This is a genomic window from Pseudomonas sp. ABFPK, assembly GCF_001586765.1.
Taxonomy (GTDB): Bacteria; Pseudomonadota; Gammaproteobacteria; order Pseudomonadales; family Pseudomonadaceae; genus Aquipseudomonas; species Aquipseudomonas asiatica.
In genome coordinates, this window is sequence record NZ_LQXW01000033.1 from 1 (window position 1) to 13,627 (window position 13,627).

General features: G+C 55.3%; 14 protein-coding genes and 1 pseudogene. 11 read left to right on the forward strand and 4 right to left on the reverse strand.

The genetic code is table 11. The annotated features are described in order from the left end of the window. Nucleotides 1-123: 123 nt before the first annotated feature. Both WM94_RS19010 and WM94_RS19015 read left to right on the forward strand, forming a co-directional pair. Nucleotides 124-594: pseudogene (locus WM94_RS19010) on the forward strand (IS5-like element ISPpu18 family transposase); the annotation flags it as partial. A gap of 159 nt (nucleotides 595-753) precedes the next feature. Beyond that, nucleotides 754-1,236 carry a hypothetical protein gene (locus WM94_RS19015; protein WP_146048268.1) on the forward strand — a complete coding sequence of 161 codons (483 nt, stop codon included), beginning with the start codon at nucleotides 754-756 and terminating at the stop codon, nucleotides 1,234-1,236. A gap of 84 nt (nucleotides 1,237-1,320) precedes the next feature. Here WM94_RS19015 and WM94_RS19020 read toward each other — a convergent pair whose 3' ends face one another. Continuing rightward, on the reverse strand, nucleotides 1,321-1,707 hold the full coding sequence (locus tag WM94_RS19020) for a hypothetical protein (protein ID WP_231995378.1): 387 nt from the start codon (nucleotides 1,705-1,707) through the stop codon (nucleotides 1,321-1,323). 346 nt (nucleotides 1,708-2,053) lie between these two features. On the opposite strand from WM94_RS19020, the gene WM94_RS19025 reads away from it, so the two are divergent. After that, nucleotides 2,054-2,296 (forward strand): hypothetical protein, encoded by a 243-nt coding sequence (locus WM94_RS19025; protein WP_004575978.1) that lies wholly within the window; start codon nucleotides 2,054-2,056, stop codon nucleotides 2,294-2,296. Between the two features lie 56 nt (nucleotides 2,297-2,352). Here the strand turns inward: WM94_RS19025 and WM94_RS19030 are convergent, their stop codons facing one another. Beyond that, the gene (locus WM94_RS19030) at nucleotides 2,353-3,612 is read right to left on the reverse strand and encodes a hypothetical protein (RefSeq protein ID WP_004575977.1); all 1,260 of its coding nucleotides are present in this window, start codon (nucleotides 3,610-3,612) and stop codon (nucleotides 2,353-2,355) included. A 299-nt stretch (nucleotides 3,613-3,911) separates the two neighbouring features. After that, the gene (locus WM94_RS19035; protein ID WP_004575976.1) at nucleotides 3,912-5,291 is read right to left on the reverse strand and encodes a hypothetical protein; all 1,380 of its coding nucleotides are present in this window, start codon (nucleotides 5,289-5,291) and stop codon (nucleotides 3,912-3,914) included. A gap of 359 nt (nucleotides 5,292-5,650) precedes the next feature. Here WM94_RS19035 and WM94_RS19040 point away from each other — a divergent pair, with 359 nt between their 5' ends. Next, on the forward strand, nucleotides 5,651-6,418 hold the full coding sequence (locus tag WM94_RS19040; RefSeq protein WP_016487005.1) for a hypothetical protein: 768 nt from the start codon (nucleotides 5,651-5,653) through the stop codon (nucleotides 6,416-6,418). A gap of 148 nt (nucleotides 6,419-6,566) precedes the next feature. Here the strand turns inward: WM94_RS19040 and WM94_RS19045 are convergent, their stop codons facing one another. Continuing rightward, nucleotides 6,567-6,968, reverse strand: coding sequence for a hypothetical protein (locus WM94_RS19045; protein WP_016487006.1), 402 nt, complete (start codon nucleotides 6,966-6,968; stop codon nucleotides 6,567-6,569). A 142-nt stretch (nucleotides 6,969-7,110) separates the two neighbouring features. On the opposite strand from WM94_RS19045, the gene WM94_RS19050 reads away from it, so the two are divergent. From WM94_RS19050 to WM94_RS19085, 7 genes are all read left to right on the forward strand, one after another. Continuing rightward, the gene (locus WM94_RS19050) at nucleotides 7,111-7,413 is read left to right on the forward strand and encodes a hypothetical protein (RefSeq protein ID WP_016487007.1); all 303 of its coding nucleotides are present in this window, start codon (nucleotides 7,111-7,113) and stop codon (nucleotides 7,411-7,413) included. An 811-nt stretch (nucleotides 7,414-8,224) separates the two neighbouring features. Next, nucleotides 8,225-8,608 (forward strand): hypothetical protein, encoded by a 384-nt coding sequence (locus WM94_RS19060; RefSeq protein ID WP_004575974.1) that lies wholly within the window; start codon nucleotides 8,225-8,227, stop codon nucleotides 8,606-8,608. 33 nt (nucleotides 8,609-8,641) lie between these two features. Next, a complete protein-coding gene (locus tag WM94_RS19065) occupies nucleotides 8,642-9,172 on the forward strand; it encodes a GIY-YIG nuclease family protein (RefSeq protein WP_004575973.1) in 531 nt (176 codons plus the stop codon). Between the two features lie 228 nt (nucleotides 9,173-9,400). Further along, a complete protein-coding gene (locus WM94_RS19070) occupies nucleotides 9,401-9,655 on the forward strand; it encodes a hypothetical protein (RefSeq protein WP_004575972.1) in 255 nt (84 codons plus the stop codon). Nucleotides 9,656-9,818: 163 nt separating this feature from the next. Next, the gene (gene dnaB / locus WM94_RS19075) at nucleotides 9,819-11,348 is read left to right on the forward strand and encodes a replicative DNA helicase (protein WP_004575971.1); all 1,530 of its coding nucleotides are present in this window, start codon (nucleotides 9,819-9,821) and stop codon (nucleotides 11,346-11,348) included. Nucleotides 11,349-11,406: 58 nt separating this feature from the next. Then, nucleotides 11,407-12,804 (forward strand): replicative DNA helicase, encoded by a 1,398-nt coding sequence (gene dnaB / locus WM94_RS19080; RefSeq protein ID WP_004575970.1) that lies wholly within the window; start codon nucleotides 11,407-11,409, stop codon nucleotides 12,802-12,804. Nucleotides 12,805-12,925: 121 nt separating this feature from the next. Continuing rightward, nucleotides 12,926-13,180, forward strand: a complete 255-nt coding sequence (locus WM94_RS19085) for a hypothetical protein (protein WP_016487010.1) — start codon at nucleotides 12,926-12,928, stop codon at nucleotides 13,178-13,180. Nucleotides 13,181-13,627 lie beyond the last annotated feature (447 nt).

The window sequence follows — 13,627 nt, forward strand, 5'->3', positions numbered from 1 at the left end:
CCCCTCGACTGTTTTATCACTGGCAAGTAACCGAGCAACAGGTTGGATAACGGGAGCCGTATGACGCGAGAGTGTCACGTACGGTTCTGCGAGCGGCTACGGGGGCAGTTCCTGTGGCCGACTCACCACTTTGGCATGAAGGCGCACATCGGCGTAGATGATGAGTCGGGGCTGGTACACAGCGTGGTAGGCACGGCAGCCAACGTGGCGGATATCACCCAGGTCGACAAACTGCTGCACGGTGACGAGAACGTCGTCTGCGCCGATGCCGGCTACACCGGCGTCGAAAAGCGCCCCGAACATGCTGGCCGCGAAGTGATCTGGCAGGTCGCAGCACGCCGCAGCACCTACAAGAAGCTCGATAAACGCAGCGCCCTGTACAAAGCCAAGCGCAAGATCGAGAAGGCCAAGTCACAAGTGCGAGCGAAGGTCGAGCACCCGTTTCGAGTGATCAAGCGCCAGTTCGGTTACGTGAAGGTGCGCTTCCGTGGCCTGGCCAAGAACACCGCTCAGCTGGTGACGCTGTTCGCGCTGTCGAACCTATGGATGGCGCGCCGACATTTGCTGACTACCGCAGGAAAGGTGCACCTGTAATGCGGAAAATGGCTGCTGCGAGGTGCTCGCGGCGGCCAAAAACGGAGAACTGAGCGGGTTACCTGGTCGATTTTGATCGACGGCCCGCTTTCAAAAGCAGCGAGGGCTGAAGTCGACCGGAAATACAGGGTTACTTCAGACCTTCCTTAGCGGAATCGCATGGCCGCTGGCTTAGCACTGCTGACTTTTGACACCCATTCTCAAACTGGAAAAAGCATGTCACCACTTCGAAATCTTGCCGTGTTCGGTTGTATCGCTCTGTCGCTGGCAGGGTGCAATGACAAAAAAATCAACGTGACCATCCCAATGGGCGCTGTCCTCTACGCAAAACTCTATCACCTCGGTGATCCTGCGCTTGGCACTGTTCTGCCGACCGAGTACCGGGCAGGTGGGGCTGGCAAGGTGGATTATGATTTTTCTCAGGTCCTGGCCGGCGGCGACTGCGCTCTGGGCATCCCCCTCGAATGGAACAACAGCATGAAGAAGCATGTGGCTGCGACCGCCACACTGTCGTGTGACGGAGTTGAGCAGCGAGAGCTGAAAGGCTATGTGGTCGACAAAGATGGGAAGGAAGGCCTGGACGGCGTTGCGTTGGGCGGTGTGGTCTCGTTCGTGGTGACCGAATCCGTTTCCGTGAAGTAATGACGATCACGGATTGATCGAACTAGGGGAGGGCGACGGCGCCCGACTTGAACGTCGGGCGCGAATGGTGCGGGGCGATTCGCTTTAAGCGGTCATCTGAAGGCCGAAGGACTCTGCAATACGGCCGACAATGGTCGGGAGGTCACCCTGGATCTTGAGTGCTTTGAAGTCGAGATCCTCGGTAGCCAGGCGGTCCAGGAACAGCTGCATGTCCGCGGTGATGCTTTCGGGCAGCTCGATCACTTCGCCGGTCAGCAGACTGGTCAGGGCCAGGACATCGTTCCGGTGCTTTCTGATGTCCTTACTGTCTGCCCCGCCTTCACCGTTTTCTTTGCGCTGAGACAAGTCGAGCCAGGCTTTAGCCTTGAAGGGGATAAGGCGATCGGCGCCGATATAAGTCAGCTCCTCACCCTGCTGGCGGCCGGACAGTAGGAACTGGTAATAGTCCTCGTTCAGCAAAATGGCGCTCAAGCTCGAAACCGATTCGTCTGTTGGGATGGGGTCAGCGTTGCGTTTTCTTCGTGCTCCAGGCCTTCCGGCGCCCGCGAGAATAGCTCGATCATCACGGGGTAGGAGGGATCTGTAGGCTTTTGGAACCGATAGAAAATGGGTTCAGGACGCTCGCCGCCTCTCTGCAACCGATGCAGCGCGCATCTCAGTATGCGCTGCGCACTGCACAGTGTGAAGCGCATACTGGGCGTTTCAGCCGCCATGGCTTGGCCTGCTGACTTTTCCTACAGCCGTAACGGAACCATCTGATCGACACCCATGACTCAGCAGGGGAAGGTCTGGTTTTTACCGAGCAATGGACAGGAAAATGGCTATACCAACCACCAGCGATCTGAAGCTGCCTCTCAGCTTGCACCTGGATCAGAACACCCTTGACGCGATCGAGCGCTTCAGGGCCGCACGTGCGGAGCACTTGAAGTATGCGCACGATGAGACGGTTACCAGCGCAGAATTGTTTCTGGCGCTACAGCGAGCTGAATTCGACCTGGCCACGGCGGTTGACAGGCTTTTGGTCGAACACTCCAGCATGTCGAACTGTCGGGGCTTCTAGGGCTCCGTGCTGCCCGGCTCATAGGGTGGCATGGAGGGCGGGGAGGCCTACCCGCCTCAGCCTGGAGAGCAATATTCCACCGAGATCCACAGCTCATTCACCAAGATGTTTGCCCTGGTAATGTCATGGCGAAAGACTCTGTTTTCCTTGATGGCAGGTCGGTAGCTGAACTCTCCGAAACGATCGTTGCTGATGATGTAAGCGTTCGGGGAATATGCCAATTCGATGATCATTTCATCGGCGCTGCGGCCTTTGTCGACGCGGTACGTCTCTACTGACGCTGGGAAGGTGCGTTGAATGTCCTCCCACGAAACCTGAAGCTTTCTCGTGATGCCTGGATCAAAGACCAGAATGATCTCACTGCCAGGCCAGTTTGAAAGCAGTGCCGGAACGAGTGCACTCAAAGCGTTCAGTCCGATGAACTGTTGATTCTTGCCCCGGCCACGATTGCATAGGTTGTTCCCGTCAATGATCAGCCGCTCGATTACTCGACTATCGCGCTGCCGGAGCGACGCCATTTGCTGCTCCCATTTTGCGAGCTCACGTTCAAGGTCTTCAACATCACTGGTTTTGTGCCTGACGACTTGGGCAATGTCATCTGTTCCGAAGTAGTTACTGCAAGCCCCCTTAACTTTCGCGGCCTCCACTGAACGTGGTGGTGCGTTTCGGTGGCGATCTCGGAAATCGACCGCTTGGGCCAGCTTCTCCTTGGCCACAACCAGACGCTCGCGATATTTGAGGCACTGTGCCTGCGGCACACGAATATGCTCTTCAAACCTAGAAATTTTGGCTGAAAGACTTTCAACGGCTGGCTGCAGTCTTGCGATTTGCGAACTGTAGGTGGCGTAGTCGGAATCGGTTTCGAGCCAGTCCAGGGTAGAGTGGAACTGAAGATCGTATCGAAGCCTCTGCACCAGATGCTGCTGGGTGGCTATCTCTCCATTCTCGCAAGTCAATGCATCCAACCGTGCAGCTTTTTCGGCTAACTTGGCTTCCTCTGCCTCGGACATTTTGGGGGGTTTAGGAACCCGTCCGGTCAAAGCATCGAATGCTTGCCCGAGCAACGAGCGGTTCAGTCGATAGACGGCATCGTGGACTGTTGCACGATCGATCAGGGTTAATCCACCCAGTTGGGAACGCTCTCGTTCGAGCTCCTCTAGTTTCATCTCGGCATTTTTGAGCGCCAACTTGGCATGGCCTTCATCAAAGCGATGCAGGTGGCCGTAGAGTTCGTATTGCTCCTGCAAGCCCACTTCAGCCGCAGCAAGGGCGGCGACAGCAGCTTCGTACTGCGCACTGTAGGGGTTCTGACCCATTGCGTTTCCAAATGATGGAGTTCTGCGTACAACCGATGCGCACCGTGGCACCTGCCCCATAACGCAGTTGAGCGACCACTTTAAGAGGAAGCGCTTGGAGAGTGAAGAGCAATGGGCCACGACGGTGGGCCTACGGCGAGCTGAGAGACGTAACCGGGGACGCCACGCATAGGCACACCCCGGCATTCCACTGGCGCACTTTTTGCTGGGGCACGTACGCGAGGCGGGTCATTGGGGTGACGCTTCCACGCCGAGATCCGCGCCCGCCACTCACCTGCTAGTTTATGTAGCTATTAGAGTCAGTTCTTACGGCCCTTCATCGAGGCGTGCAGCATTTTTTCAACCATATCTAAAACTAGGGTGCAGATACCTTTTATGTTGAACTCAGGCAGTTTCTCAACCCAATAAGACAGTGCTGCAAAACCCGCGTGACCAATGTCAAGGTCATCCTCTTTACAGAAAAGCGCGCTCTTCAGCATTGGGTCATCAGCCATGCTGCCAACCTGGATAACTATAAAAAAAGGTCCTGAAGTAGGTGCGTTGCCGGCAAAAAAACGGAATTCATGGCTTGCGTGTTCACCTCCTGTTAGCTCGAACATATACTTGCAGTGCCCATGGCGAGTTATATGTCCGAAGGCGGCTGTGCACTCCTCAATTGTTTTTGGATAAATGACAATTGGTAGTGTTTTAACTAAGCGCAGGAGGTCTTTGGTCATGGTTATCGATAGTGGTACCCGCCCCTTCATGAATGACCTGAGTGCCTGACTTGAAATGTGCTCAGGCAAATACTCTGCGATGGGGTACGCCAAGGCGTTTAGCGTGGCAATTAAGCCCTTGGCTTCTGGTGACCAATAATGTCTGGTTTCGTCAATAAGTTTATATTGATCACCCGCCTCGCCATCGCCATCGCCATTTGGCTCCTCATCTTCGTCCTGGAGGAACAGCCAATGTATCCAGCGATGATCGTCATTTTCCTCGCTATAGCAGTATGCTTTGCCTGTGGCCGGCATAGGTACTTGCGAGCTTTCTTTGGTTACCCAGTCGGTATCAAGACGAAAATATTCGTCTGGTCTTAAAGAGATTGATGGTAATGAGGGTGATATTGCCCGGTGTTGTTCAAGTAGATGATCTTTTCTTTTGTCATGACGGGAGGATTCTACAAAGATGCTTTGGCGTTCAGAAACCTTCTTGCCTATAAGGTTCAGTAGGGAGTCTACTGACGCTGGCTTTCTCAATAGTTCGAAATCTTCCCAGTAAATTACGGATTGCTCGTGCGCCTGAGCCTTGCTAGCGCCGAAAGTGGCGCCAGCATCGGTCACAATTTCCTTGAGCTGGCCATCAGGATCAATTAGCTGAAGGATTCCCTTCAGGGGGACGATACTCAGTAGCTCTTCGTCAATGCATAATTGGTCTGGGATGCCTTTGAGGAATGGGTTTGATGCCCAAGCTTCGTATAGAAAATTAGCTATCGAGATTTTATCATTGCGTTTGAAGAACCTCTGGTGATAGAGGTCGAGGCCCGGAACATTCAATGTCAGTGCAATTACGGGAATCAATGCAAGGTCTTCAGCTTCTGAAGGGTTTAGGCCTTCACTTACCCAGAACGCTTCACGCTCTTCGCTCACGAAAAGATATTTATGCTGAACTATGGTGAAATGATGAGTGAGCATGTCAGCCATCTGGATGGCACTTAAATATTTCCGGCTTGAGCTGTAAAGTTTCAGCTCATGGATTACGGTTTATGTTACACCAATAATTGAATTCTGCCACTTCGCTAAGAACCGGTCACTGAGCTATGCCTATCCACTCACGGGCGTGTTTTAATATTTTGATTTTATAGATTCCACTGGCGTATCTATACTTGATAGTTAGTAGTATTCCCCTGCGGGCGTCGCCTTCGCACTTCTCCGAGAGGGGTATGTGAACCGCTTTGGGATTGATTGCTGGATGGCGGTGGCTCCCCCAGAGCACAAAGCGGCGTAGGAATCCCCTGAATGGTTGTAGTACTAGGAAGTGACGGCACTCGAAAGGATGAGCGATGAATCAGTATAAAATTGTTGAGCGAGAACTAGCGCGAGCCGAGGCTCTGATTGCTGGTTACCTTGGTTTGTACGCAGGCAGCATTGACCTGGCCTACTTCAACGCAGCCTCACTCAAGCGGGTAACTCCAGAGTTCAAGCGTTGTGTGCAGGTCATCCAGGATCTCGCTGCCATGCCGGTGGTGAGTCAATCTGCGACACGCAACATGGTGACCGCAGTGGACCGATTGGCCGACCTGGTTCGGGCACCTCAAATGAAGCCTTCAACTCGTACCCTCTGGGCTATTGAGGATTGGATTCGTCGCACCCCGCTGGCCGTGGTGCGCCATCTGGCCGCGATTGTAGGGCCTGTGGCAGCGGGTATCTGGGGAACCATCGATAGTAGTGCAGAAGCGGATGTAGGCGTGGCGATTGCTGCGGCCCTGGTGATGCTGTCTTTCGGCTGCAGCCTGAGCCATCTCCGCGACCCAGATCACTCTATTCAGAAGGGGTTGCTGGCGTTCCTTGGAGCCGGTGCCTTGATCCTCGTGACGAAGGGCGTCCTGCTCACATTCTTTGCTTTCGCAGTCATCTCCGCGGGCTTCTTCATTCGAGATGTCGCAGTGTGGTGCCGCAGATCGAAGTCGGGCGCTGGAGCTGGAAATCGTGGTGGTGATGAGCTGTTTGAGGGCAATGACAGCCTCTATACGCCGGAGGAGCTCTACGACATTGGTGGTGGGCCTGGGCCTGCACTTAGTGAGTACGGCCTTGCCAAGGACGATGATTGAGCCCGTCACCTTCGACTCAGGGCGGTTGCGCCGTGAAGTTGAGGTCTAGGGCCTAGGCTAGGCCTGGCAGCTACTTGAGGGGCAATGGCTTCAATGACGCTCGGCCTCGACTTACAGGCTGGGACTAGGCCGAGCAGATGATACGGTTTTACTTACCTTCGCCGTTTGCCCGGGCGAACTGCGCAATGTCCAGTGCCGACCCATCGTAGAGGTCGATCGGCGTGTAACACCACTCGACGAACCATTCCTGGACCTGCCGGCGGGTGAGGGGGCCATACGATCGCTGGATTTTGTTGAGGCTGACGAGCCCGCAGATAGGATTGATGATCCAAAAGCCAATGTGCTTGGCGCTGAGGAAATAGGTTGCGGCGTAGAAAATGGCTGACGCGGTCTTCCCGTACAGCTCACGGATCTGAAGCATCGGGTAAAAGAACACAGCTGACGTGACCAGTGCGCAGATAGCCACAAGGAGCCACTGATTCCACAGCTTTAAGGCCATAAAGCCTGTAACCCACCATTGCTGTCGCTTGTCCAAATCGTCCCATTTCATTCTGTTTAGTGTCCTTATGCAGGGGCCTGAGGGCTGTAGAAATGTAAGGCAATGGGCCTTGATGCTCGATTTCGATACTACATGAATTATCTGTACGCGTTATGTGTTATTTTCTCGCCATGCAAACCATGTCGGGAGATCAATGGTGACTTCAGCAAAACACACCCGCAGACGTGCGGTTTATTGGGGGGTAGCTTTGCTGGCCCTGGTCGGCGGGCCGTTGGCTTATAAGGGCCTTGGGTTGAACAATCTGAGGACCAGTTTTTCCTCGGCGACGAGCGAGGAAATTCAGGCGGCGGCCCGTGATTCCAAATGCGCGACTCGGCTCCTGGTGGATGCCAATCGGAGTGCGCAAGACATCCGGGTCAGGGATCTGGATTGGGTCAAGGAGCGCTGTGCATTAGTTGAGCGCCAGGCAGCGGCGTTCGAGGGAACGGCACAATGAGTAGCTCCAAAACCGCGGCCTGCCGGCGGACCTCCAAAATTCAGATTCGGCGCAAATATGTGGTGGGCGCCGTCTGCCTTCTCGCGTTTCTCGCTTCGTCGTTCGCATATCAATTGCCAGGTCTTACCGCTAAGGCCGCTTCCTTTGTGGTTGGGTACTGGGCGGCACTGCCGTTTGTACACCTGGCTACAGGGCATGGGTTCGGCTTCAAGAAGAAACGGGCAGCACCTTGCGGCGGCGCTTGCGTAGATGTCCACGAGCGCTGTGATGCTCAACGCGAGGGTGAGGAGGCTTCCCAGGAGCAAGCTGACGGTGCTCCGCATACCGGGCCGGCAATCTCGCGTTCACCGTCCGTCCAGTCCCAGTAATCAGTACAGGTCGAATCGAGATGAAACGAAAATTCAAGAATGGTGATTCTGGCTGGAAGACAAACTGGCTCGGAGTTTGTGAGCGACCTCGGTTTTTCACAATCCACACACTCAAAGCGCTCGCAATGATCGTTGTATTCACGATTCTGAGCTTATTGCGCTCAGCAGCGGTTTTAGTACTGGTTGCCCTGCTAGTCTCCTTGGTTGGAAAATTATTCACTCCTCTTGAGCTATTGGACGCTCAAAGTCGTGCGGTCCTGGATGGGCCGCGAGACTATTTTGTACTGACAATTATGGGCCTGATTTGGCATGGACTGGTGTGTGATTCATTCACTGCCTTTCGGAAGTGGCGGCAGCGGCGGAGTCGCAATGAAATTAAAATGAGCTGATTTCTTGGGCTGCTCATAAATCGAACTCAATTTTAGGAATAAGGAACATTTCTTATGCTTGTCAAAAAATGGAAAGCCATTGATCCGACAGTTAGAGATTATCTTATCGCCGTACCTATAGCGCTAATGTTGGTGGCCTTGGTTATATTGGGTGACTACCATTACTCTCCGGATAAAGTTACGCGGCCTGCTGGAGAGGTGAAGTCTCTTGTGCTGCATGACTCTGCTTTCTCGACCATTACGACCCTGGAAACAACGGACGGCTGGTATCAGCTTGAAGGGGCAGTCTCGGGGGCTAAGGGCGATGTCGTGAGCATTCAAGCTCAGGGCGCATACAGGAAAGCGTGCATTGCATCCCAGGATAGAAGGCGTGTTACGATATTCGCTGAGTATGATTTAAATAGTAATGCCCAGTCAGTGAAATCAAGGGACCGATAGCTCCATTAAGCATCACCGAGGAATTTAGGCTACATGAACGTCCAGGAAAAATTGCGTCACTACGAAGCTGCACTCAAAGCGGCCCCGCGGCGAATTTTGGCCGGTAAACATGACTGGAAAAAGGACATCACACGTGACGCTGGCGTTTACGTGATCTGGGAAGCCGGTGTTGCACGATACGTCGGTGAGACATCGGCATTACGCGCCCGAATGCGTGACCTTACCTCCGTTAAAAACCACTCATTTGCGAAGGGCACCTGTGATCGCTTCGGTATTGATGCCAGCGACAAAGAGGGTCTAGTCAAAGTGTATTCGAGTAACTACGAACTGTCCTTCTGCGCAATTCCATTAGGTCGCAAGGAAGTCGAGGAGTACCTGATCTTGCGCTGGCGCTCTAGTCTGTGGAATAAGGTGACATCACGGCTGCTCGTTGGGCACCAATACAATTGGGTTGTTCCTGCAGCATCCACCTCCGAGAATGAAGCCGGCGGTACAACTGCCATCCAGGCGCTGCAAAGCAATCCGGCGGAAGAGTTCGATACTGAGCTGGCGGAAGAGCTTTAGTGCTTACCCCTTGTTCTGTATTCCAGCGTTTCCGACCCACCTCATGGTTCCGCAGGAATAATAGAAATTTCAGTTAGTTATGTGTCGTTTTCGTGCCTTGGGCATTTGATTGACATTCGATACGGCTTTCAGGATTATAGGTACGTGTTACGATTTTTTGGCTGTATCCCGCCGCTAAGGATGTGAGTTCAGCCGCAGTCGCCCCGAGTCCCTCTCTGGAGATTTTCAATGTTGAACCCAACAACGAATGCCGAACCCGCAGACCAGACCTTCGATGATGCTGGTCTGAAGGCCGCGTTGCAGGAGTTCAGCGACAAGATCCAGGCCGCTACTGGCCGTTCAGTGCTGCCACTTGAACTCAAAGCATTCCGCGCCCAGGTCGCTACCTGCATAGCTCACCGGCAGCCACGGGTGGTTCAGTTGGGCCTTTGCGACTTTCAAACCCGCAGTGGGCGGGCTGCGTTGATTGAGGTCAAGTTCTAACCAGGATGGCCACCCAGCGCAAGGTAGTTGCGTTCAAGGCACCCAAACAAGGAACATCGTGCCCGAAACCCAGCTGTCAGCTCGCACCAGGGCCTCAATAAGGTACTGCTCGCAGCTTTCGGCCCGATCCACCCCCAGCATTTCCATGAGTAAGGCCTGAGGTTTGAACGACCATATCCATCTAGCGGCTGAATACGAACAGACCCCGAGCCGGGAGCTGCCGCATTCTGTTGAAGCCGAACAGGCCATTCTAGGCGGGTTGCTGAACGACCCACGGGCGTGGGTGCGAGTCTCTGACCTGGTCGTCGAATCTGATTTTTTCCGCGCAGACCACAGGCTCATTTTCAAGGCTATTGCCAAGCTGCTTGAAGAGGGGAATGCGCTTGATGTCGTCACAGCGCAAGAGGCGCTGGAAAGAACGGGTGAGCTCTCGAATGCAGGTGGCTTGGCCTATCTGAAAGAGCTTTCCGATAACACCCCGTCTGTCGCCAACATCGCGTCTTTTGCACGCGTCGTCAGCGAGCGGTCTCAGTTCCGGAAGATCATCGGCGTTTGCACGGAGATCGAGCAAAGCGCCAGCGCCCCGGACGGCCGTACCGCGGAAGATCTTGTGCATGATGCCGAAGCAAAGATGCTGTCCGTGGCCGGTCAACGGCCGAAAGAGGGCGGGCCGGTAGGTATCGAGGCTCTGCTCAGAAAAGCCGTCGAGAAGATTGAGACCGCCCATGAGTCTGGCCTTGAGTCGCTTGGCCAATCGACGGGCTTCACCGACCTCGACAGCAAGCTGAGCCTGTTGCGCCCGGCCGACCTCGTGATTGTGGCCGGCCGGCCATCCATGGGCAAAACCACGTTTGCCATGAACATCGTGGAAGAGGCCGTTCTGCGATCGGAAAAAGTGGTCGTGGTCTACTCCATGGAGATGCCGGGCGATGCCCTGCTGACTCGCATGCTCTCCTCAATGGGAAGCATTGACCAGTCGCGGGTCCGCTCAGGGAAGCTCTTGAATGAGGACTGGACCAAGCTGACCAAGGCTGCCAACGCGCTCAACAAGAATGAGCGCTTCTTCATTGATGACACCCCGGCCTTGAGTCCCTCGGATATGCGCAGCCGCACACGTAGGCTTCGGCGCGTGCACGGCGAGATTGGCTTGATCATGGTGGACTACCTGCAGCTGATGCAGATCCCCGGGTACGGCGGCCTGAATCGGACCAACGAGATATCGGCTATCTCCAGGTCGCTCAAGGCTTTGGCGAAGGAGTTCAATTGCCCCGTGATTGCTCTCTCGCAGCTCAATCGCTCGGTGGAGCAGCGCAAGGACAAGCGACCTGTGAATTCCGACCTGCGCGAGTCCGGTGCTATCGAGCAAGACGCAGACGTGATCATGTTTGTGTATCGAGATGAGGTGTACAACCCCGACTCCCGTTTTGCTGGTACCGCAGAGATCATCATCGGCAAGCAGCGAGAAGGCCCGACCGGTTTCGTCCGGCTTGGTTTCGAGGGTCGATACACACGCTTCGTTAATTTGGAGCCGGGTACGCACGACTTCACTGAACAAGAGATGGGGGTAGAGAGGATTGACCCTAACCCACGCCTTGGCCGCATGCCCGTCCAGAAGCTCGCAGAAGGGGCGGCGAACAAAGTCGAGAGCAAGGGTAGGGGGCGGCGCCGAAAAGGCGCGAGAAAGCCGCCATAAAGCCCGTTGACGCCTCTCCACTCGCAAGCGCCCTCAACTTACTGAACAAGATGCCCACATGAACGAAGACTACGCTTCAGAGCAGCTCGACCTACAGACTTCCTCGCTGAAGGTGCCACCGCACTCTATCGAGGCAGAGCAATCCGTGCTCGGTGGTCTCATGCTCGATAACAATGCCTGGGAGCGCGTGCTCGATCAGGTCTCCGACGGCGATTTCTACCGGCACGATCACCGGCTTATTTTCCGCGCCATTCACAAGCTGGCGGACCTGAACGAGCCATTCGATATCGTCACGCTGCATGAGCGCCTGGACAAGGAAGGGCTGAGCAGCCAGGTTGGCGGGCTGGCATATCTGGCAGAGCTGGCCAAGAACACCCCTTCGGTGGCCAACATCAAAGCCTATGCTGCGATCATCAGGGAGCGGGCGACCCTGCGCCAGCTGATCAGCATCAGCACGGACATCGCAGACAGTGCCTTCAACCCTGAAGGCCGGAACGCTTCGGAGATCCTCGACGAGGCCGAACGGCAGATTTTCCAGATTGCTGAAGCCCGGCCCAAAACCGGCGGGCCGGTGGGTGTCAAAGATCTCCTGACGATGGCCATCGATCGCATCGACACGTTATTCAACTCTGACAGCGACATCACTGGCGTTTCGACCGGCTTCACCGACCTGGACGAGAAGACCAGCGGCCTGCAGGCGGCCGACCTCATCATTGTGGCCGGCCGGCCGTCGATGGGTAAGACGACCTTCGCCATGAACCTGGTGGAAAACGCTGTGCTGCGGTCCGAGAAAGCGGTGCTCGTGTTCTCGCTCGAAATGCCAGGTGAGTCGCTGATCATGCGTATGCTGTCATCGCTCGGCCGCATCGACCAAACCAAGGTGCGTTCCGGCCAGCTGGATGACGATGACTGGCCGCGATTGACCTCGGCGGTGAATCTGCTCAACAACCGCAAACTGTTCATCGACGACACCGCCGGTATCAGTCCCTCGGAGATGCGTGCACGGACCCGGCGGCTCGCCCGCGAGCACGGCGAGATTGGCATGATCATGGTTGACTACCTGCAGTTGATGCAGATCCCGGGCTCCGCCGGCGACAACCGGACCAATGAGATTTCCGAGATCTCTCGTTCCCTCAAGGCCCTGGCCAAGGAGTTCAACTGCCCGGTAATCGCCCTGTCGCAGCTGAACCGTTCCCTGGAGCAGCGGCCGAACAAGCGCCCGGTGAACTCCGACTTGCGTGAATCCGGTGCGATCGAGCAGGACGCCGACGTGATCATGTTCGTGTACCGCGACGAGGTGTACCACCCCGAGACCGAGCACAAGGGTGTGGCTGAAATCATCATCGGCAAGCAGCGTAACGGCCCCATCGGTTTTGTGCGCCTGGCGTTCATCGGCAAGTACACCCGCTTCGAGAACCTCGCGCCGGGCATGTACAACTTCGACGATGATGAGTAGTGAGTAGCGATAGCCTGCGCCGGTAGGACTGGGCTGTCGATGTCGTTTTGCCGAGCAGATTTCATGCTCGGTGTTGAGCATCTCCAGGATACGAAGCCTACATCCTCCTGGAGATGCCAATATGAATCAGCTGCTCGTATCCGAACTCACCTGGCCACAACAGGTCGCCCTAAACGACTACACCCTTTTTACCCAACGCCTGCCCATTGAGGGCTCCGCCAAGGCCGAGCATTGGCTTGAGCGCAAGCGCAAAGACTTCCTCGCCTGCATCATGCACATCAACGAGCAGGCCAGTTACACCGCCTTCCTTGCCCGCCTAATCAAAGAAACTCCATCGCCCGCCGCCCGGGCTGCTGAACTGGCCTCTCGCCAGTGAGGCCGCGGCTGCTGGTCCTGGTCTTGATCAAAGGAAAACCCCGGCTGACTGATATTCAGGGTCTTTTCCGGTTAGCCATCACCGCACGCAGCTCTGACGAGTGCGCTTGCTGCGTGGTCAGCTTTCAGTAAACGCTTTACACACCCCGGCCAAGGCTGGGGGTTTTACCGTTTGGCGGTCCATCAGGTCTCACCACTGGCCCGGCAAATCTGTTTGATTCGTATACTCGCCCAAGGTACTACGCGTATCGGCCGGCTGCGGGCGTTAGCAGTCAAGTGCCTTACCGATCTAGTGGCATCCCCTCCACCCTTGTGGCTGCCCCGCCAGCCTATTAGGCTCTGCCCCGCCCGTAATCTGCAGTTGACGTGCATGTGATGAGACAAATTAATCAGCTTGAATGTGGGGATTCTGGGGTATGAGGCGGCAAAAAGCAGATCCGCGTGATGC

Excerpts from the sequence above, each read along its gene's own strand:
- dnaB (WP_004575970.1), top strand. The coding sequence starts at position 11,407 with ATGAACGAAGACTACGCTTCAGAGCAGCTCGACCTACAGACTTCCTCG.
- WM94_RS19070 (WP_004575972.1), top strand. The coding sequence starts at position 9,401 with ATGTTGAACCCAACAACGAATGCCGAACCCGCAGACCAGACCTTCGAT.
- WM94_RS19045 (WP_016487006.1), bottom strand. The coding sequence starts at position 6,968 with ATGAAATGGGACGATTTGGACAAGCGACAGCAATGGTGGGTTACAGGC.
- WM94_RS19065 (WP_004575973.1), top strand. The coding sequence starts at position 8,642 with ATGAACGTCCAGGAAAAATTGCGTCACTACGAAGCTGCACTCAAAGCG.
- WM94_RS19025 (WP_004575978.1), top strand. The coding sequence starts at position 2,054 with ATGGCTATACCAACCACCAGCGATCTGAAGCTGCCTCTCAGCTTGCAC.
- WM94_RS19035 (WP_004575976.1), bottom strand. The coding sequence starts at position 5,291 with ATGGCTGACATGCTCACTCATCATTTCACCATAGTTCAGCATAAATAT.
- WM94_RS19040 (WP_016487005.1), top strand. The coding sequence starts at position 5,651 with ATGAATCAGTATAAAATTGTTGAGCGAGAACTAGCGCGAGCCGAGGCT.
- WM94_RS19015 (WP_146048268.1), top strand. The coding sequence starts at position 754 with ATGGCCGCTGGCTTAGCACTGCTGACTTTTGACACCCATTCTCAAACT.
- WM94_RS19050 (WP_016487007.1), top strand. The coding sequence starts at position 7,111 with ATGGTGACTTCAGCAAAACACACCCGCAGACGTGCGGTTTATTGGGGG.
- WM94_RS19085 (WP_016487010.1), top strand. The coding sequence starts at position 12,926 with ATGAATCAGCTGCTCGTATCCGAACTCACCTGGCCACAACAGGTCGCC.
- WM94_RS19060 (WP_004575974.1), top strand. The coding sequence starts at position 8,225 with ATGCTTGTCAAAAAATGGAAAGCCATTGATCCGACAGTTAGAGATTAT.
- WM94_RS19030 (WP_004575977.1), bottom strand. The coding sequence starts at position 3,612 with ATGGGTCAGAACCCCTACAGTGCGCAGTACGAAGCTGCTGTCGCCGCC.